This is a genomic window from Klebsiella sp. Q2 (assembly GCF_009900705.1).
Taxonomy (GTDB): Bacteria; Pseudomonadota; Gammaproteobacteria; order Enterobacterales; family Enterobacteriaceae; genus Klebsiella; species Klebsiella quasipneumoniae.
Window position 1 is genome coordinate 1495167 of record NZ_JAAABE010000001.1, and the last position, 18761, is coordinate 1513927.

Consider the following 18761-nt stretch of genomic DNA (forward strand, 5'->3'; position numbering starts at 1 on the left):
ATTCTATTTGTCTGAAAGGAACTGTTTTTAAAACCCTAAAAGCTTTATGGGAATATCTTTACCATTAAACAAATAAACTACTTGAGGGCATATCCCTTTCAATACGGATATATTGATTCTTAGAGAATCTATACTTATATTTAATGATGTGATCTCCTCCCGGAAAAGAGTACCACTCTACATTAAGATAAAAGCCTCTCTGGGTTTACACCAGGGTCGCTTTCCCCGGAGACCGATGCACTTAAATTCCATGCTCTTATCGCTGAGCCAAGGCATCAAAACTACCATCACGGTCAGTGATAAAAGCTCCCGCGGGCTCATAAGTATCTCGATTATCCATGGCTCATAGCCCCGTAACGTAAGCGGCGATGAGCAATGCCATCTTAATAATATTTTGTATCCAGGCCCCCCTGTTCAAACCATTAATCCAGTAATTTCATCTCCAGCGCCCGGCTCATCGCTTGAGTGCGGCTATTCACTTTAAGCTTCGCGTAGATGTTTTTGATATGCCATTTGACCGTCTCGGCAGAAATAGCGAGGGAGCGAGCGATTTCTTTGTTCATCTGACCTTCAGCGATCAGTTGTAATATCTGCAACTCTCGCTCGCTGAGTTCCCCATGAATATCGGGGCTTCCACTATTAAACGGTGTTCCTCCTGCAGAAGCGCGCTTGTCTGCCCAGGGACCTTGCACTCCCCTTTCCTCTGTCCAAGCCGAAGAGGATTCATTCATACCGGCAAGCAAAGGTTGCAAGGTATCGCCAGCGTCAAGAAAGAGGCCTTTGAGATGCTGTTGTTCAGCCAGCTGCACGACTGGCTGAAATGTCGTGCGCGCTGCCGCAGTTTTGCCGCTGTGCCACAAGGCCAATGACCAGAGCGTACGCAGACGCGCTGCGGTTAACCTGTCCCCCCGGCTTTCCTGATCGGAGACCATCTCAGCCAGTAGAACACAGGCTTGCGGCGCCAGGCCTCTGGCGAGAAGAAGCCGGCTGCGGCTAAGGGATGCAGACATAACGATAGCGCGTTGGCAGGGATGTTCGGCATCCATTCTGAAGCTGGCGGACATTTGTTCAAGCTGTCGCTGCAGTTGCTCTGCGCCTGTGAAATTGCCGCGCTGCAGTCGCACCCTCACCTGCTCGGCTAACATCATGGCCTGGAGCCGTTGCCAGCCGCGAGACACCGCAAGACGCTGCGCATGCTCCAGCAATCGCTCGGCCTCATACGGCATATCGCCATCCAGAGCCTGACGCGCGAGATAGGTATAGCAACGACTCAGCGCGTCGGGTGGACTGAATCGGTCGATGAATTCGAGCCGGTCGGCTAACAGATGATCGGGCGAGTCACCCCTCTGACATTCATAGGCTATCTCCGCCAGCAGCGGCGCCAGCGTCGCGCCACTGGTCGACTGGGTACCGGTATAACATTCAGCCTGACGCAACGTTTTCTCTGCATACCACCCGGCTTTTCCCAGATCGCCCTGACAAAGATGGCATTGGGCAATAATAAAAGCGCGATAAACCGAGACAAACAGATTATCTAAAGGACTTTCCGGAGAGGGCATATGCTGTTGAACCTCCAGCGCGTCGTGATAGCGCTGGTTAACAACATGGCAATAGCTGAGAATATTGCATATCAGACCATCAACCCAGGTGTCACCGCAGGGCACTTCGGCCAGCAACGGCTGAACAATAGCCAGACTCTCCGGGATGTTTTCAGCAAAGGCTTCGCAAATTGCCCGCACAACGCGCAATTTACACCAGGTGCTGCGGGTTAAATCCTCACGATGATGAAGTACCATCTGATCGAGGTTATCAAGCAGCTGCCTCGACTCATCAAAGTGGAAATAATGCGCCAGTGCCCAGGCCAGGTTAATTTGCAGGTCAATGCGCGAAGGATCGGTGCTGGGCGGTAAATGATGCATCCATGAGATCAGGGTATCGATATCCCCTTCTTCCGCCAGTGACTGAGCGCTTGCGCCATCCTGCACGGGGCTATGCACCGGCTTGCCTGCGCTGAGCGCATGGCGTACCGCCTCAGACCACAGCTTCTGTTCGACGAACCAATGACTGGCTAATTCATGTAGCTGTTTGCGATCAATAGCGTTGTTCTGCTGCAGCATAGTCCGAAGATTTTCCTGTAACAGAGGATGGTAGCGGAACCAGTAGCCTTGTTCGTCAAGGGCTGACAAAAAAAGGTTGTGTCGCTCAATCCATGCCAGCATCGCTTGACTATCATCTCGTCCTGTCACTGCATTGCATAGTTCGGCATTTAACCGGCTGAGGAAGGACGTTTTTACCAGGAAATCGAGAACCTCTTCCGGCAGCGGGTCCAGTACCACCTCTTTCAGATAGCGGGCAATGGACCGTGTTCCTCCATGCATATTGCGCAACAGATGCTCGGGATTATTTTGTAATTCTGCCGACAATGAAGCGATCTTCATGCCTGCGATCCAGCCCTCTGTCACGGACTGTAGCCGCTGTGCATGGTGGTTGCTGAGGGGTAGCGCAACCGTGCGGCTAAAATAGTGTTTTGTTTCTTCGAGCGTGAATTGCAGGTCTCGATCATAGATCTCCACCAGTTGGTCCTGGGCCTGCAGCTGGCTCAGCGCAAGATTCGGGTGGAAACGGCTGCCAATGATCAAATGCAAGGCGGCAGGCGCATGCTTGATTAAATACCCCAGCGCTTCATAGACCCCACGATCGTTAATCACGTGGAAGTCGTCGATAATCAGGTACACGTCATGCGGGCAGTAGTGTAGCTGGTTAATGAGCCCGGCCAGCAGTTGCTCGGAGCTGGAGAGCTTCTGTTCTTCCATGTCACGCCAGAAATCGGCGTCCCAGTCAGCATAGAGTGGACGCAATGCTTGCAGCAGATAAGGAATAAACTGCCATACGTCATCATCATCCTCATCGAGGCTCAGCCAGGCGATACGTTCGCCCTGGGCGACCATCTGCTGATGCCATTGCGCCAACAGCGTGGTTTTGCCAAATCCAGCGCCGGCGCAGACGACGCCCAGCCGGCACTGCTGAACGGGACTGAGAAGCTGAAGCAGCCGGGGGCGCTCCAGCAATTGTATCGAGGAGCGAGGCGGGACGAATTTGGTCAGGATTAGCGGCAAGCCTCGCGTCAGCCGCAATGGCCCGGAGACCAGTGAGGGTGATTGGCGACTTTCTAAATCCAATGGCTTCATCCGTGGTTATCTACTCGCTTTGTTTTTTTTCAATTGTACGCCAGCCCCCGGGATGACATGGGACAGCCAAACTTTATTACTACACAAAATTTAGAAAGTTTGACCTCAAGCATGAAAACCCCCACCTACCCCCCCATGAAGGTGGCTTCGCACTCCCTTTAACCGCTCGTAGATTCATTGCATGGGTGTGGCCAGGGTTATCCGCCCTGTCTGTTGGCCCCGCCTGGGTGACCTTTATTGAGGAGAATTAAACGATGCTCAGCAAACAGGCGTTATTGCAGGCTTACCGCAAGATGCGGGAGATCAGGACCTTTGAAGAGCGGTTGCATCAGGAAAATACCAGCGGTGATATTCCGGGCTTCATTCACCTTTACACCGGCGAGGAAGCCATCGCGGTGGGGGTCTGCGAAAATTTAACGAGCGCAGATTTCATTGGTTCAACACACCGTGGACATGGCCACTGTATTGCTAAAGGTTGTGACATTCACGGCATGATGGCCGAAATATTCGGTAAGGACAGCGGGTTATGTCGCGGTAAGGGCGGGTCGATGCACATTGCCGATCTGTCGAAAGGAATGCTGGGGGCGAACGCTATCGTTGGGGGAGCCCCTCCCCTGGCCATCGGCGCCGCGCTAACGGCAAAGACGCTAAAAACCGGCAACGTCGGTGTCTCTTTTACGGGCGATGGGGGTTCTAATCAGGGCCTGGTCTTTGAAGCCATCAATATGGCCGTCGTGCTCCAGCTTCCAGCCGTCTTTATTTTCGAGAATAACGGTTACGGCGAAGGGACCGGCCATGACTACGCCGTGGGTGGGCGTGATATCGCCCGGCGCGCCGCTGGCTTCGGCCTGCCGGCAGTGACCGTCGATGGCACCGATTTCTTTGCCGTTTATGAGGCAACCTCAGAGGCGGTCAAGCGTGCGCGAGAAGGCGGTGGCCCAAGCGTCATTGAGGCCAAAGCCTTCCGCTGGCATGGTCATTTTGAGGGCGATCCCGCGCTATATCGTGCGGAAGGTGAAGTGCAACGCCTGCGTGAACAACATGATCCGCTGAAGATTTTCACCGCTAAGGTCAAGCAACATATCACCCAGGAAGAACTAACGGCGATTGACGAGGAAGTAGAAGCCCTGGTCAACGATGCCGTATTGAAGGCCCGGGCCGCTGCCTACCCGGCTCCGGAAGACCTGCTGACAGACGTGTACGTCTCATACTGAGGGTGATAACCATGACAATAAAAACCTATCGTGAAGCGGTCAAGGAAGCCCTGGCTCAGGAAATGGAACGCGATGAACGCGTGGTGCTCATCGGTGAAGACTTGCGTGGCGGTCATGGCGGAAATGCGCCCGAAGAGGCGAAGATAGAAGCCTTTGGCGGTGTGCTTGGGGTCACTAAAGGGCTGTGGACGCAGTTCGGCTCCGATCGGGTGATCGACACGCCCATTACCGAGTCGGCCATTATCGGTATGGCGGCCGGCGCCGCAGCGACGGGTCTACGGCCGGTCGCGGAATTGATGTTCATGGATTTTTTTGGCGTGAGTCACGATGCGCTGTACAACCAGGCGGCTAAGTTCCGCTACATGTTTGGTGGCAAAGCCAGGGCCCCGCTGGTGATGCGAGGTATGATCGGCGCGGGGTTTTCCGCCGCGGCCCAGCATTCACAGTCACCCTATAATATCTTTGCCACCACCCCAGGGCTGAAGGTGGTGGTGCCCTCGACGCCTTATGACGTCAAGGGTCTGTTAATCCAGTCCATTCGCGACGACGACCCGGTGGTATTCTGCGAGCATAAAATGCTGTACGACCTCAAGGGCGAGGTACCGGACGAGAGCTATACCATCCCGCTAGGTGTAGCCAACTATACCCGCGAAGGAGAGGACGTCACCATCATTGCGTTGTCGGCAATGGTGCATAAAGCCAACCAGGTGGCGGACAAGCTGGCTAAAGAGGGGATCTCGGTCGAGGTGGTCGACCCGCGAACCATTTCGCCGCTGGATGAGGAAGGGATTCTGGAATCGGTGGCTTCCACGGGACGGGTCGTGATTGTCGACGAATCCGCGGCACGCTTCGGTTTTGCTCATGATGTCGCGGCGCTGATTGCGTCCCAGGCATTCCATTTCCTCAAAGCGCCCGTTCTGCTGGTGACGCCGCCACACACGCCGGTCCCGTTCTCCCCTGCTCTCGAAAAACTCTGGATCCCTGGCGTTGAACGTATCGAAGCCGCCGTCCGTCAAGTGCTGGAGGATTAACCGATGAGCGAAATCAAGACGCTTGAAATGCCAAAGTGGGGGCTTTCCATGGAGGAAGGCTTGCTCGCTCGGTGGGCAATCCAGGAGGGTGACAGCTTCACCCCAGGGCAGGAAATCTGTGAGATTGAAACCAGTAAAATCGTTAATGTGCTGGAGGCACCCTTTGCCGGTACGTTACGTCGGATAATCGCCCGCGAGGGTGAGACGCTTCAGGTAGGCGCCGTGCTGGCCCTGGCGGCTGACGCGTCGGTCAGCGATGCTGAACTGGACGAATTTGCTGCCAGCCTGGCTTCGGCGAAACCCGCAACCCCTGGCCCGGAGTCTGCCGCGCCGGGCGTAGCGGCACAGGCAGGCGCTAAGCCAGCTTCCATTGTTTCCCCGCCATCCAACAGCCCCGAGCCCCCTGTTGGGCAGACCGATATCCCCGTCAGTCTGCAAGGCGTGACCGATGTGACTCAGGTTAATGCCACGCCCCATGCGTTAAGACTGTCTGCCCGCTGGGGTGTCGACCTGAAAAAAGTCCGCGGCAGCGGGCGCGGGGAGCGTATCTCTGTTTCTGATCTGGAAAGCGCGATCATTGCCGCCGGCGGTCGTCTGGCCTCTCCGACGCCCCCCGTTCGTCGCAGCAAAGCGCCCCGCTCGCATGCCGATGATAGCCAGGTATCGGCTACCCCGCTGGCGCGCCGTCTGGCCGGCAAACTGGGTATCAACTTACATGACTGCCGAAGCAGCGGTTCACGCGGTCGGGTGAGTCGCGATGATGTGCTGGCCGCGGCGTTGTTACTCGACGAGCAACCGCAGACCAGCCCTGTGCAGGAGAGTGCCCCGGCACCCTTTGAGAGCATCCCGATGTCCGGTATGCGGCGGGCTATCGCTTCTCGCCTGCAAACGTCCAAGCAACAGTCTCCCCATTTCCGTTTGAACGTCGATCTCGATCTGGAACGACTGTTAGCGTTACGTCAGGACATTAACCGCGAAGTACCCGGCGTCAAGATTTCGGTTAATGACCTGTTGGTGAAGGCCTGCGCCCTGGCTCTGGTGGCCGTGCCTGACGTCAACATCCAGTTTGATGAAGCGACACAAAGTATCCGCCGCTTTGCGGATGCCGACATTTCGGTGGCCGTTGCGCTGCCTGCCGGGCTAATTACCCCTATTGTTCGCTCGGCGAACCGGAAATCGATTAGCGACATATCGAAAGAAATTCACTCGCTGGTGACCAGAGCCAAAGCGGGCACGCTGAAGCCGGAAGAGTTCCAGGGCGGGACCTTTAGCGTGTCAAATCTGGGAATGCTCGGCGTCCGGCAGTTTGACGCCATCATCAATCCACCGCAAAGCGCAATCCTCGCCATTGGCGCCGGCGAGCTCCGGGCGGTAGTACGCGACGGGCAAATCGTCGCGCGCCAGCAAATGACGGTATCGCTATCCTGCGATCACCGGGTCATCGATGGCGCGGCAGGTGCGGCTTTTCTCCGGGAACTCAAGCGACTGATTGAAACCCCGACCTTGATGTTTATCCAGGAGACGAGCTATGCACGATAAATACGATGTGCTGATCATCGGCGGTGGTCCTGGGGGATACGTTGCCGCCATCCGTGCCGGTCAGCTAGGGCTTCGTACCGCATTAGTGGAAAAACAGCATCTGGGCGGCATCTGCCTGAACTGGGGATGCATTCCAACCAAGGCGCTGCTGCATGGCGCTGAGGTTGCGCACACTATCACCCATGCCAGTCAGCTGGGCATCAGCGTGGGCGAGGTGAACGTCGATCTGCAAAAACTGGTGCAGTTTAGCCGTAACGTATCGCAACAGCTCACCGCAGGGGTTGCGTACCTGTTGAAGAAAAATGGCGTGCAGGTCATTGATGGCACCGCGCGGCTGCGCGGCAAGGGGCAAATAACGGTCGAGGATGCCCGCGGTGAAGCCCGCGATTACCGGGCCGATCACGTGATCCTGGCAACCGGCGCCCGGCCACGCGCATTACCAGGCATCACGCCAGATGGCGAATATATCTGGACCTATTTCGAGGCGCTGCGGCCTAAGCGATTGCCCAAGTCGCTCTTAATCATCGGTTCAGGGGCGATTGGCGTCGAGTTCGCCAGCCTTTATAACGATCTGGGCTGTAAAGTAACGCTGGTCGAGCTGGCTTCGCAGATTTTGCCAGTGGAAGATGCCGAGGTGTCTGCAGCAGTGCGTAAGTCATTCGAAAAACGCGGTATTCAGGTCCATACCCAGACCCTGGTGACGCAAGTACAGCTCACCGATACCGGGGTGCGCTGCACACTGAAAAACACCGGCGGCGAATATTCCCAGGATGTCGAACGTGTGCTGCTGGCGGTCGGCGTACAGCCGAATATTGAAGATCTGGGGCTGGAAACGCTGGGCGTTGAGTTAGACCGCGGTTTTATCAAGACGGACGCGGCTTGTCGCACTAACGTATTCGGGCTTTATGCCATCGGCGATGTAGCCGGCCCGCCGTGTCTGGCGCACAAGGCCAGCCACGAAGGCGTGATCTGCGTTGAGACACTGGCCGGTATCGAAGGCGCCCATCCGCTTGATCGCGACTATGTGCCCGGTTGCACTTATGCCCGGCCTCAGGTTGCCAGTATGGGCCTGACGGAATCGACGGCTCTGGCCAGGGGACGGCCCGTCAGGATCGGTAAGTTCTCTTATCAGAGCAATGGTAAGGCGCTGGCCAGCGGCGAGACAGAGGGTTTTGTGAAGACGATTTTCGATGCTGAAACCGGCGAGTTGCTGGGCGCGCATATGGTTGGCGCACAGGCCACGGAACAGATCCAGGGCTTTGGCATCGCCCGTCACCTGGAGGCCACAGACGAAAGTCTCCTGTCGATGATCTTTGCGCATCCGACACTTTCCGAAGCGATGCATGAATCCATACTCGCGGCCTGCGACCAACCGTTGCATCAATAAAAAATAAGGGAGGCGATAGCTGAGCGATACGGAGTAAGTTCCCGTTATCCCTCCCGCACTCCCCGGCAGAAGATCCCCAACAACGGTTACGGCAGGATCTATTGATCTGAAACGCTAAGCGCCATGCGTAAATTCTGTATGTTTAGTAGACAACCAAACGACAGGAGGGGCGATCTATGACACAGCACGAAAGTTTTTGCCAGGCCTGCGGAATGCCGATGTCCGCACCTGATGCGCAAGGGGCCAGCGATAAATATTGCGCGTATTGCAGCGACAGCGACGGTAATCTGAAATCCTGGGAAGAGGCCGTATCCGGTCTGGCGGCTTTTCTCGACTCCTGGCAAAAGGTGGGCGTAGCGGAATCACGGAAACGGGCAAAACGTTATCTGACGGCGATGCCTGCCTGGGCGCACAAAGCGGATGAGTAATTTGCCCGGGCGGCAGGATGAAATCAGTAGGGACAGATCGCCATGCCGACAACATTGCTATAGCGTTTTTGTACGCCATCCGGACAGGAATAAATGCGCGTTGTAGATGACGACCTGCAGGCATAGGCATGCATGGATGCGATCTTCATGCGGATGAAATAAACGCCTGGCGTTCTCACCCTTGACCGGATGCATTATTGCCTGGTTTTTAAAGGTTCTGTTTCTGTATTTAACCCGGCACTTCTCATGGAATACAACATATTGATGTGATGAATCTCTCATTTCAACGATACCAACTGGACAATAAGTTATCGCGTGTGTTAGTTATTTAATCACGCAAGAGAACAGATTTAATTTAAAAAAGTTAAACCTTTCTCACTTTGCTAAAAAATTGCATTGATAATGCTTTGGAATCCCGAACCATTATCAAAAGGGTATGTGAACAGAAAGCCCTCAGAGACGCGAGTCTCTGAGGGCTTTTTTTTTGTTTTTTATCTCAGGAGTAAATAAATGTCTAAAGAACGTCGTCTCGCAAGAATATTCGCAAAAGATGGTAAATCCGTGACCTTAGCGCTGGATGGCTACTATTTTTCCACGAAAACAAATGGTATTGATAATACGATAAATCAGCTCCCTGCTCTGGTGGAACACGGCCTGGATTGTGCGCTCGTCACGTACGGCATGTTGAAGAATTATCGGGAAGCATTAAACAGCGTTCCCGTTGTCTTACGCGTCGACAGCACGGTCAGTATCTTTGACAATACCGTTCCCGATACTACCCCCGTTTTTTCCGTCGAAGATGCGCTTAAAGTCGCTGCCGAGGGCGTGGTCTGCATGACCTTCCCCGGCGCCTTCAATGAAGAAAAAACCCACATTATGGCGATGCAACTCGCGCAGGCAGCGGATCGCTGGAACGTACCGCTGATTGTCGAATCGCTCCCGTATGGTTATCCCGTCACCAGCGATGATTCTAACAATCCGGCCATCATCGCTGCATCGGCCCGCGCAGCGGTGGAGCTGGGCGCGGACGTCATCAAAACGCGTTTTACCGGTTCACCAGAGGACCGACTGATCGTTGAAGCTGCTGGCGTGCCGGTGCTTGCCTTAGGAGGGCCAAAAACCGGCATCGACGGTTACTTCAAATTTGTTCAGCACTGTATGCAGATGGGTGCGAAAGGCGTGGCTGTGGGACGAAACATTACCCAGGATCCGCAGCCGGCGAAAGTGGTAGCAGGCCTGAATGCCATCATCCATGAAAACGCAACAGCGGAAGATGCATACAGCCTCTACATGGCTAAATAACATCGGAAATTAATATGATTTCGAATAACACCATCATCCCTTCCATCAGGAAGTATAAATACTTTGAAAAAGCATTATCCTGCCAGTCAGAATATGTACTGCTATCCGAAGCGAATATCGGCAATCTGCAGTCGCTGATTGGCAAATGCCATCAAAGCGGTAAGAAGGTCCTCGTTCACCTTGAATTACTGGGCGGCTTCAAACCGGATCAGGCGGGGATCAATCTGCTGAAAAATTATTACAAGGTTGATGGTGTTATTTCTTCCAATCTCTCCGCGCTACGCTACGCCAAAAAGGAGGGATTGCTGACCGTATATCGGGTTTTACTTATCGATTCGCGATCGCTTGATCAGTCGCTCGATATTGTTAAACACAGTCCACCGGACGCAATTGAAATCTTACCTGCTGAATATGCCTGCCAGTGTCTGGAGTTGATTAGCCGAAATTTGAAAGGCTTTGATGTGGTATTCATCGCCGGAGGCTTTGTTAAGCGCAAATACCTTGTAGATAAAATATTCCATGCCGGATTTAAAGGGATAACCACCAGCGAGCCCGGCTTATGGTAACCAATAAGGAGTCCACGCGAATGAAAGATGAATACGTCATGGGCATCGACAATGGTGGAACCGTCACCAAGGCAGCCATCTATGACCGTAAAGGACAGGTGCTCGCCATCGCCTCAAAATCCACACAGATGCTGACACCCAGGGAATTCCACACAGAGCGCAGTATCGATGAGCTGTGGGCCGCTAATGTCGAAGTGATTAAAAAAGCGATTGCGCAATCAGGTATCGACGCCAGCCAGATAAAAGGAGTGGCCGTCACCGGTCATGGTAACGGTCTGTATCTGGTCGACGAAGAAGGTCACCCGGTGCGTAACGGCATTATATCCACCGATAACCGGGCAAAAGAGTACGTTGAGAGATGGCAACGCTCGCCAGAATTCCTTACCGACATTTTGCCAAAAACAATGCAGTCCATCTGGGCCGGACAACCTGTCGCCCTGCTGGCATGGCTGAAGGACTTCGAGCCCGAGACGCTGCAAAAAGCGCGTTATATTTTTATGGTCAAGGACCTGATCCGTTTTTACCTGACCGGAGAGGCTTTTCTTGAGCTGACCGATATCTCAGGGACCAACCTGATCAACGTACGTGACTGCCAGTATGACGATGAACTACTGGCATGGTGGGGACTTGATGAACTGCGGGACAAATTGCCCCCCATCAAACGCTCAACAGAATGCTGCGGAAAAATCACTGACGACGTGGCCCGTCTGACCGGTTTATGCGCAGGTACGCCGGTTTCTGGCGGGGTGTTTGATATCTCGGCCTCTTCCATTGCCTCAGGGATTAACAGTCTCGATAAGATGGCGATCGTCACCGGCACCTGGAGCATAAACGAATACGTTACCGACCACCCGGTTATTGATAAAGATCTGTTTATGACCTCCATTTATCCCATTGAGGGTAAATGGCTCATCACCGAGGCCAGCCCCACCTCCGCGAGCAACCTGGAGTGGTTTATTAACAACTTTATGGAGAGCGACCGGAAAACCTCCGCCGAACAAGGATCGTCGGTCTATGACCTGTGCAATAAGCTGGTTTCATCAACGACGCCGGATGAAAGTCACCTGCTGTTCTTTCCGTTCGTGTTTGGCTCTAACACCATTCCCGACGCCTCGGCCGGCTTTATCGGTGTCAACAGCTTCCATAAAAAAGCCCATTTTCTGCGGGCGATATATGAGGGCGTGGCCTTCAGCCATCTCTACCACACCGAGCGCTTACGCAATATTAACCCGAAGTTAAGCCGCACTATTCGTATTGCTGGCGGCGTCACGAACTCCCCGGTCTGGCTGCAGATATTCGCCGATATCTTCCAGGCCACGCTGGAAATCGTTGACGTCAAAGAGCACGGGACCCTGGGTACCGCGATGACCGCCGCCGTCATGGTGGGCTGGTTTGCGGAGGTATTTGCGGCCTCAAACGACATGGTCCATGTCTCACGCACCGTCTCCCCTAATCCGGAAAACCACCGGGTCTACCAGACCAAATACCAGCTTTATAAAAACCTGTTATCAGAAATGCAGTCGCCGTGGAAAAGCTGCAGCAACTACATCGCGCACTAAGTGAGGAAAAAATGGATCTGAATTTAACGAATCGTACGGCCATCGTGACAGGCGGCGCAACCGGCCTGGGGAAAGAGTTTGTTCTTTCTCTCGCCAAAGAAGGCGTCAATATCTGCTTTACCTATATGCGTGAGGAAGAGCATCCCGAACGGCTGATCGAAACGGTGAAGGCCAGCGCGAACGTAGAGATCATCGCGGTCAAAACCGATCTCTCTGACGAGCAGAGCCGGGAAAATCTGTTTGCCACCTGTATCGACAGACTGGGCAAAGCCGACATTCTGGTGAATAACGCCGGGATCTGGCTGAGCGGCTACGTCACCGAGATCAGCCCGCAGGACTGGGATCTGGTGATGAATGTCAATCTGAAAGCCATCTTCCATCTCAGCCAGCTGTTTGTAAATCACTGCCTGCAGCATGACCAGATGGGCAGCATTCTGAATATTACCTCGCAGGCCGCGTTCCACGGCTCCACGACGGGACATGCGCACTACGCGGCAAGTAAGGCCGGCCTGGTCGCCTTTGCTATCTCTCTGGCGCGGGAAGTCGCCAAACAAAAAATCAATGTGAACAATATCGCCGTCGGGATCATGGATACTGCGATGATCCGTAAGAACATTGAGCAAAACCCTGACTATTACGTCAGTCGTATTCCGGTGGGCCGCGTGGCCCAGCCGCAAGAAATTGCCGACATCGGAGTCTTCATGGTTTCTCCTAAGACCAGCTATATGACGGGAGCAACTCTGGACGTTACCGGCGGTATGTTGATGCGTTAATCTAGGGAGAATCATTATGAAATGTCTGGCAATTGCCGATCTGTTTATCAATGCAGCGATGATGGAATCAGGACTAAAAGCGCTCAGGGATAAGGGAATTGAAGTGGAAATACGCGAGTGGTCACATGACTCCGTTGAGAAACTTCAGGAAGATAATCTGCGGGTTGAACAGGAAGGAGCAGAAGCGGTGGCCTTACCGGAAGCGCTGCTTCAGGGAACGGATGATATTGACATCCTGATCACTCAGTTTGCCCCCGTCAATACTGCGGTGTTCGATAAACTACCAAAGCTGAAATATGTAGGCGTGCTCCGCGGTGGCGTGGAAAACGTGAATCTTCAGGTGGCGAACGCCCGGGGCGTTGAGGTGATAAACACACCGGGGCGTAACGCTCGCAGCGTCGCCGAATTCACGGTCGGCATGATCCTGGCGGAAATGCGCAATATCGCCCGTTCACACGATGCCCTGCGTGACAAATACTGGCGTAAAGACAGTCCGAACCATCAGGCGATCCCGGAGCTTGGCGGAAAAGTCGTGGGGCTGGTTGGCCTCGGTCATATTGCCCAACTGGTCGCGGGATTTCTCAGTGGCTTTGGCACGGAGATTATCTTTTACGATAAGTACGTTGCAGACCATGAACGTTATGAGAAAGTCGATTCTCTGGACGAACTGGTACAACGCGCCGACGTTATCTCGTTACATGCTCGCCTGACGCCGGAAACCGAAAATCTGATTAACGCACACCATTTCGCGCTAATGAAGCGCAGTGCCATCATTGTTAACACGGCACGCTCCGGGTTAATCAATGAAAAAGAGATGATTGATGCGCTCAGATCCGGGCAAATCATGGGCGCCGCGCTTGATACCTTTGATGACGAGCCACTCCCTGACGACAGTGCATTCTATACACTGAATAACGTGACCATTACGCCGCATATTGCCGGGAGTACCATTGACGCATTCAGTAATTCGCCCAAACTCTTCGCTGAGATCCTTTTAAAGAAACTCAGTTAAATACTAAAAGAACCATTAAAGGTATTAACAGGGCCCAATGGGCACGGATTAACTCGTGCCCAATTCGCCCGCCTTTTAAGGAATCATTATGGATATTATCAACAGCATTATTAGTCTGGGGGCATCAGTAATGATGCCAGTAATATTCTTTATTATCGCGCTTTGCTTTGGCGTTAAAATCGGTACGGCATTTAAAGCAGGAATGCTGGTAGGCATTGGTTTTGAAGGGGTGGGGCTGGTGATTGGCCTGCTGCTGACAAATCTGGGCCCCGCATCGCAGGCGATGGTTGAGCGTATCGGCCTGCAATTAACGGTCGTTGATACCGGTTGGCCTACCGCATCGACCATTGGCTGGGGTTCGCCGCTGATGCTGCCCGTCGTGGCGGGCTTTATCGTCATCAACCTGGCTATGCTTCTGTTGAAATTAACCAAAACGGTGAATATCGATATTTTTAACTACTGGATTTTCCTGATCATGGGGTCTGTGGTCTATGCCGGAACGGGAAATTACTGGCTTTCGGTCGGTATTACATTCGCTATTTTTGTGTTGACGCTATTGGCGGCAGATTTAACGGCTCCATATTTACAAAAAAACTATAATCTTAAAGGGATATCATTCCCACATCTTACCTGTATAGCTTACGTGCCGTTTGGCATTGCCTGTAATTACATCATTGATAAGATCCCGCTTATCAATAAAATCAATTTCGATCCGGAAAGTATTAATAAAAAATTCGGCGTTTTTGGCGAGCCTCTTACCCTGGGATTTGTGCTGGGACTGCTGTTGGCCTTCCTGGCGGGATATGACGTTTCTGCTGCCGTTTCACTGGCCATTAAGGTTTCAGCCGCCATGCTGCTACTGCCTAAAATGATTGAAATTCTGGTGCAGGGATTGTTGATTGTCCGTGATGCCGCTGAAGCAAAACTGAAGGCTAAATTCCCGGGGCGCGATTTTTACATCGGGATGGATACGGCGTTACTGATCGGTGAACCTTCGGTACTGGCGACCGGTCTGCTGTTAATCCCTATGGCTGTGGTGCTGTCTATCATTCTGCCCGGCAACCGCGTACTGCCCTTTGTCGATCTGGCTTCATTAATGTTCCTGCTGGCAATGGTCACGCCGTTCTGTAAACGAAATATGTTCCGCATGTTCATAACCGGAACCCTGATCGTGACCTGCATCCTGTATGTCGGGACGGACATTTCGCAAGAATACACTCAGGCGGCGGTGAACTCGCATATTCCAGTGCCGGAAGGGATGGCCGAGATCACCAATATCGTCGGCGGCGCCACGACGCCTGTCGGCTGGCTGGCCGTCAAGTTTGGCGAGTTTTTTAGCGCCACACCCTAGTACAAAACCACACAAGTAAACAGAGGGTAAACTGCTGCCCTCTGTTTCTTCCTCTTATACTGTGCACTGAATAGCTGGCTCAGCTACGCCCCTGGTTTGAACATCTGACCAGCGCGTCCGCCCCCTGCGCGGCGAGGTGGTTCATTTCTTTTGTGCCCCCTCCTCTTTTCAACCCAACCTGTTATGCTCCTTCTTTCATTATTCTCTGGAGATCCCGATGCTGACCATCTGGGGCCGAAAAACCTCCTCTAACGTGCAGGCGCTGATGTGGTGTGTTGGCGAGCTTGGGCTGGATTATCTCCGGTTCGACGTGGGGCATCGCTATGGCGGTACCGACAGCGAGGCGTTTTATCAGCTCAATCCCAATCGTACGGTGCCAGTGCTGCAGGATGACGAAAATCCGCCGCTGTGGGAAACCGGCGCGATCCTTCGCTATTTAGCCAGTCGCTACGCCGACGACGCCTTCTGGCCGGGCGAACTGCTGGCTCGTACTGAGGTTGATCGCTGGGCCGAGTGGTCAAAGCAGAATATCGCCCTCGGCTTTACGGCGCCGGTGTTCTGGCGCGTGGTGCGCACGCCCGCCGCCGAGCGGGATCCGCAGGCCATCGCCGCGGCGGTGACGGCCCTGGAGCAAAAGCTGGCGGTTGCCGAGGCACGTCTCGCCGGCAGTCGCTATCTGGTGGGCGATACGTTCACCCTGGCCGATATCCAGTTTGGCCATGTGCTGTACCGCTACTTTGCAATCGATATCACCCGTCGTCCCCTCCCCCACCTTGCGGCGTATTATGCACGGCTAACCGCACGGCCCGCCTTTCGCCAGCACGTCATGGTCAGCTACGACGAGCTGAAGGTCTGAAAATGGTCGGTAGCGCCTCCTGACGCTACCGACATACCGGTTAACGCGCCATCAGGACAAACACGCCCCAGCCGAGATATTCCCGGGTCCAGGTGACGTGGTGTAGCGGCGCAGTGGTCAACTGCTGGCGAACCTCCGGCGCGAAGTCATCGTGCGGATTGGCCTCCAGCCAGCGGCGCATCGTCAGCCATTTCGCCGCTTCATAACGATCCCAGCCCTCCTGGTCGGCCAGCACCATCTCCACCACGTCATAGCCTAGTTCGCCAAAGTGAGCGACCAGCGCCGGCAGCGTCAGGAAGTCATCGGGTGACTGCGCGCCGCAGGCAACCGCTTCTTCCGCAGTGGCGGGGCGTTTGCGCCACCATGGCTCGCCGATAAGCAGCATGCCGCCTGGGTTAAGACTCTGCTTCAGCAGCGCAATCGTGCCTGCCACTCCGCCGCCGATCCACGTTGCCCCCACGCAGGCGGCAATATCGCACGGCTGACTGGCGACATACCCGCTGGCATCCTGGTGTATGAAGGTCACCCGGTCGCTCACCCCGAGCGCTTCTGCCCGGGCGGCCGCCTGCTGACTGAATAGCAGACTCATGTCCACCCCGGTGCCGACGATCTGATGATCGCGCGCCCAGCTACAGAGCATCTCGCCGGAGCCGCTGCCGAGGTCAAGAATGGCGGTGCCCGGCGCCATTCGCAGCGCCCGTCCCAGCGTGGCGTACTTTTCCGGGGTAAAAGGGTTATGAATACGGTGTTCGCTTTCACTGATAGTAAAAATGCGAGGGATATCGATCATGAGTGTTTCTCCTTGAGAGCCATACGCCCGGGCAGCGACCCTGCCCGGGTCGCTGTATCAGCGGTTGTCCGCCTGTGCGCGAACGTTATTCAAACCGGTGGTGTTGATCCGGTACGGCTGGCCATTCACCGACTTAATCAGCTTTTTGGTTTTGAGCTTTTTGAAGACCGCGAGGGTACAGTCGCTCAGCAACAGCCCTTCCCGGGTGTAGCATTCGACGGCGGTAATGCGGCCGGAGGTATCGCGGACGTGCGCAATACGGCCACCTTTGGCGAGTACGTGTAAGGTCCGTTGTTCCTGACGGGATAAATTCATACTGAAACCTGTTCATTATCATGTGCGAAAACATGCCTACACCCGCAGGTGTGTGCGTAAGGTTTAAGCGCAGCGATAATCAGTCCGGCCTGGGCAGGTCGGGAAGCTGATTATCTGATAATGACATTCTCCAGCATCGAAGCCTCGGTGAGCATTGAAAGGTATTTACCGGCTGAATATTAACACCTTCATCTGGTAAGGGTATTGTGCAGATTAAAAACTGTGACCGGTATTACGATTTCCCGTCAGCCTACCCCCCATTTTTTGCGCTATCCGCCGCTCGCTCTGCTCCTCAACTTTCACCACCACCTTATCCCCCTCCCGCATTGTTAAATAATTGTTGTCAGATCACAAAATGAAAACAAAAAGGCCATTTCGTACGCATTTTATAAAAATGTAGATATTTTTAATTTATGGCTACGAAATGAACATCACCCTGACCTTACAGCGAGGAACGATCCTGATGAACGCCCTGACCGCAGTAAAACCGACACCCGCGCCGTTAGCCCAGCAATACCCTGGCTTTACCGTCTCCCCTTCCGCCCAGTCGCCGCGCCTGCTGGAGCTCACCTTTTCCGCGGACACCACCACCCAGTTTCTGCAGCAGGTCGAGCAGTGGCCGGTGCAGGCGCTGGAGTACAAATCTTTCTTACGCTTCCAGGTGGGCAAGATCCTCGACGATCTGTGCGGCAACCAGCTGCAGCCGCTGCTGATCAAAACATTGCTCGATCGCGCGGAAGGCGCGCTGCTGATCAACGGCGAAGGGATCGATAACGTCAGCCAGGCCGAAGAGATGGTCAAGCTGGCCACCGCCGTCGCCCACCTGATTGGCCGTTCCAACTTCGACGCCATGAGCGGCCAGTATTACGCCCGCTTCGTGGTAAAAAACGTCGATAATTCCGACAGCTACCTGCGCCAGCCGCACCGGGTGATGGAGTTGCACAACGACGGTACCTACGTCGAAGAGCAAACCGACTACGTGCTGATGATGAAGATCGACGAGCAGAACATGCAGGGCGGCAATTCCCTGCTGCTGCATCTCGACGACTGGGAGCACCTCGACGAATTCTTCCGCGACCCGCTCGCCCGCCGCCCGATGCGCTGGGCCGCGCCGCCGAGCAAAAACGTCAGCAAAGATGTTTTCCACCCGGTGTTCGACGTCGACCAGCTGGGTCGCCCGGTGATGCGCTATATCGACCAGTTCGTCCAGCCGAAAGATTTCGAAGAAGGCACCTGGCTGAGCCGCCTCTCCGACGCGCTGGAGACCAGCAAAAACATTCTTTCTATACCGGTGCCGGTAGGCAAATTTCTGTTGATTAACAACCTGTTCTGGCTGCACGGCCGCGACCGCTTTACGCCGCACCCGGACCTGCGCCGCGAGCTGATGCGCCAGCGCGGCTACTTTGCGTATTCCACGAATCATTACCAGACTCATCAATAAGGGTTTTCA

Annotated in this window: 16 protein-coding genes; 13 read left to right on the forward strand and 3 right to left on the reverse strand. The window is 54.3% G+C overall.

Annotation, left to right across the window (positions count from 1 at the left end; translation table 11 throughout):
- Positions 1 to 422 precede the first annotated feature (422 nt).
- Entirely contained in the window at positions 423 to 3188 is a 2766-nt protein-coding gene (locus GT756_RS07290) for a LuxR C-terminal-related transcriptional regulator (RefSeq protein ID WP_160124634.1), read from the reverse strand.
- Positions 3189 to 3442: 254 nt separating this feature from the next.
- Here GT756_RS07290 and GT756_RS07295 point away from each other — a divergent pair, with 254 nt between their 5' ends.
- The 12 genes from GT756_RS07295 to GT756_RS07350 all read left to right on the forward strand — a co-directional run bounded on the left by GT756_RS07295 (position 3443) and on the right by GT756_RS07350 (position 16206).
- A complete protein-coding gene (locus GT756_RS07295) occupies positions 3443 to 4402 on the forward strand; it encodes a thiamine pyrophosphate-dependent dehydrogenase E1 component subunit alpha (protein WP_032455609.1) in 960 nt (319 codons plus the stop codon).
- An 11-nt stretch (positions 4403 to 4413) separates the two neighbouring features.
- Positions 4414 to 5433, forward strand: a complete 1020-nt coding sequence (locus tag GT756_RS07300; RefSeq protein ID WP_004178692.1) for an alpha-ketoacid dehydrogenase subunit beta — start codon at positions 4414 to 4416, stop codon at positions 5431 to 5433.
- A 3-nt stretch (positions 5434 to 5436) separates the two neighbouring features.
- The gene (locus GT756_RS07305; RefSeq protein ID WP_160124635.1) at positions 5437 to 6972 is read left to right on the forward strand and encodes a 2-oxo acid dehydrogenase subunit E2; all 1536 of its coding nucleotides are present in this window, start codon (positions 5437 to 5439) and stop codon (positions 6970 to 6972) included.
- On the forward strand, positions 6962 to 8359 hold the full coding sequence (gene lpdA / locus GT756_RS07310) for a dihydrolipoyl dehydrogenase (protein ID WP_160124636.1): 1398 nt from the start codon (positions 6962 to 6964) through the stop codon (positions 8357 to 8359). The genes GT756_RS07305 and lpdA overlap by 11 nt, the downstream gene beginning before the upstream one ends.
- Before the next feature lie 176 nt (positions 8360 to 8535).
- On the forward strand, positions 8536 to 8787 hold the full coding sequence (locus tag GT756_RS07315; protein WP_004204679.1) for a zinc ribbon domain-containing protein: 252 nt from the start codon (positions 8536 to 8538) through the stop codon (positions 8785 to 8787).
- A gap of 510 nt (positions 8788 to 9297) precedes the next feature.
- On the forward strand, positions 9298 to 10089 hold the full coding sequence (locus GT756_RS07320) for a class I fructose-bisphosphate aldolase (protein WP_032455606.1): 792 nt from the start codon (positions 9298 to 9300) through the stop codon (positions 10087 to 10089).
- Between the two features lie 14 nt (positions 10090 to 10103).
- Positions 10104 to 10655 (forward strand): glycerol-3-phosphate responsive antiterminator, encoded by a 552-nt coding sequence (locus GT756_RS07325; RefSeq protein ID WP_002889866.1) that lies wholly within the window; start codon positions 10104 to 10106, stop codon positions 10653 to 10655.
- 20 nt (positions 10656 to 10675) lie between these two features.
- Entirely contained in the window at positions 10676 to 12214 is a 1539-nt protein-coding gene (locus tag GT756_RS07330) for an FGGY-family carbohydrate kinase (RefSeq protein ID WP_160124637.1), read from the forward strand.
- Positions 12215 to 12225: 11 nt separating this feature from the next.
- Positions 12226 to 12987, forward strand: a complete 762-nt coding sequence (locus tag GT756_RS07335; RefSeq protein WP_004204674.1) for an SDR family NAD(P)-dependent oxidoreductase — start codon at positions 12226 to 12228, stop codon at positions 12985 to 12987.
- 16 nt (positions 12988 to 13003) lie between these two features.
- A complete protein-coding gene (locus tag GT756_RS07340) occupies positions 13004 to 13999 on the forward strand; it encodes a 2-hydroxyacid dehydrogenase (RefSeq protein ID WP_053810735.1) in 996 nt (331 codons plus the stop codon).
- Between the two features lie 88 nt (positions 14000 to 14087).
- The gene (locus GT756_RS07345; RefSeq protein WP_160124638.1) at positions 14088 to 15350 is read left to right on the forward strand and encodes a PTS galactitol transporter subunit IIC; all 1263 of its coding nucleotides are present in this window, start codon (positions 14088 to 14090) and stop codon (positions 15348 to 15350) included.
- A gap of 217 nt (positions 15351 to 15567) precedes the next feature.
- Positions 15568 to 16206, forward strand: a complete 639-nt coding sequence (locus tag GT756_RS07350) for a glutathione S-transferase family protein (protein ID WP_042937970.1) — start codon at positions 15568 to 15570, stop codon at positions 16204 to 16206.
- A 40-nt stretch (positions 16207 to 16246) separates the two neighbouring features.
- Here GT756_RS07350 and GT756_RS07355 read toward each other — a convergent pair whose 3' ends face one another.
- The gene (locus GT756_RS07355) at positions 16247 to 16996 is read right to left on the reverse strand and encodes a cyclopropane-fatty-acyl-phospholipid synthase family protein (RefSeq protein ID WP_032455602.1); all 750 of its coding nucleotides are present in this window, start codon (positions 16994 to 16996) and stop codon (positions 16247 to 16249) included.
- A gap of 57 nt (positions 16997 to 17053) precedes the next feature.
- On the reverse strand, positions 17054 to 17311 hold the full coding sequence (locus GT756_RS07360) for a YjhX family toxin (RefSeq protein WP_002889848.1): 258 nt from the start codon (positions 17309 to 17311) through the stop codon (positions 17054 to 17056).
- A gap of 463 nt (positions 17312 to 17774) precedes the next feature.
- Here GT756_RS07360 and glaH point away from each other — a divergent pair, with 463 nt between their 5' ends.
- Entirely contained in the window at positions 17775 to 18752 is a 978-nt protein-coding gene (gene glaH, locus GT756_RS07365; protein ID WP_004204667.1) for a glutarate dioxygenase GlaH, read from the forward strand.
- The last annotated feature ends 9 nt before the right edge of the window (positions 18753 to 18761 follow it).

What these genes read in the sequence shown, in the direction of transcription:
- GT756_RS07320 (WP_032455606.1), top strand. Translation starts at nt 9,298, where the DNA reads ATGTCTAAAGAACGTCGTCTCGCAAGAATATTCGCAAAAGATGGTAAA.
- GT756_RS07340 (WP_053810735.1), top strand. Translation starts at nt 13,004, where the DNA reads ATGAAATGTCTGGCAATTGCCGATCTGTTTATCAATGCAGCGATGATG.
- GT756_RS07315 (WP_004204679.1), top strand. Translation starts at nt 8,536, where the DNA reads ATGACACAGCACGAAAGTTTTTGCCAGGCCTGCGGAATGCCGATGTCC.
- GT756_RS07345 (WP_160124638.1), top strand. Translation starts at nt 14,088, where the DNA reads ATGGATATTATCAACAGCATTATTAGTCTGGGGGCATCAGTAATGATG.
- GT756_RS07300 (WP_004178692.1), top strand. Translation starts at nt 4,414, where the DNA reads ATGACAATAAAAACCTATCGTGAAGCGGTCAAGGAAGCCCTGGCTCAG.
- GT756_RS07290 (WP_160124634.1), bottom strand. Translation starts at nt 3,188, where the DNA reads ATGAAGCCATTGGATTTAGAAAGTCGCCAATCACCCTCACTGGTCTCC.
- GT756_RS07335 (WP_004204674.1), top strand. Translation starts at nt 12,226, where the DNA reads ATGGATCTGAATTTAACGAATCGTACGGCCATCGTGACAGGCGGCGCA.
- GT756_RS07295 (WP_032455609.1), top strand. Translation starts at nt 3,443, where the DNA reads ATGCTCAGCAAACAGGCGTTATTGCAGGCTTACCGCAAGATGCGGGAG.
- GT756_RS07305 (WP_160124635.1), top strand. Translation starts at nt 5,437, where the DNA reads ATGAGCGAAATCAAGACGCTTGAAATGCCAAAGTGGGGGCTTTCCATG.
- GT756_RS07350 (WP_042937970.1), top strand. Translation starts at nt 15,568, where the DNA reads ATGCTGACCATCTGGGGCCGAAAAACCTCCTCTAACGTGCAGGCGCTG.
- glaH (WP_004204667.1), top strand. Translation starts at nt 17,775, where the DNA reads ATGAACGCCCTGACCGCAGTAAAACCGACACCCGCGCCGTTAGCCCAG.
- GT756_RS07360 (WP_002889848.1), bottom strand. Translation starts at nt 17,311, where the DNA reads ATGAATTTATCCCGTCAGGAACAACGGACCTTACACGTACTCGCCAAA.
- lpdA (WP_160124636.1), top strand. Translation starts at nt 6,962, where the DNA reads ATGCACGATAAATACGATGTGCTGATCATCGGCGGTGGTCCTGGGGGA.
- GT756_RS07355 (WP_032455602.1), bottom strand. Translation starts at nt 16,996, where the DNA reads ATGATCGATATCCCTCGCATTTTTACTATCAGTGAAAGCGAACACCGT.
- GT756_RS07330 (WP_160124637.1), top strand. Translation starts at nt 10,676, where the DNA reads ATGAAAGATGAATACGTCATGGGCATCGACAATGGTGGAACCGTCACC.
- GT756_RS07325 (WP_002889866.1), top strand. Translation starts at nt 10,104, where the DNA reads ATGATTTCGAATAACACCATCATCCCTTCCATCAGGAAGTATAAATAC.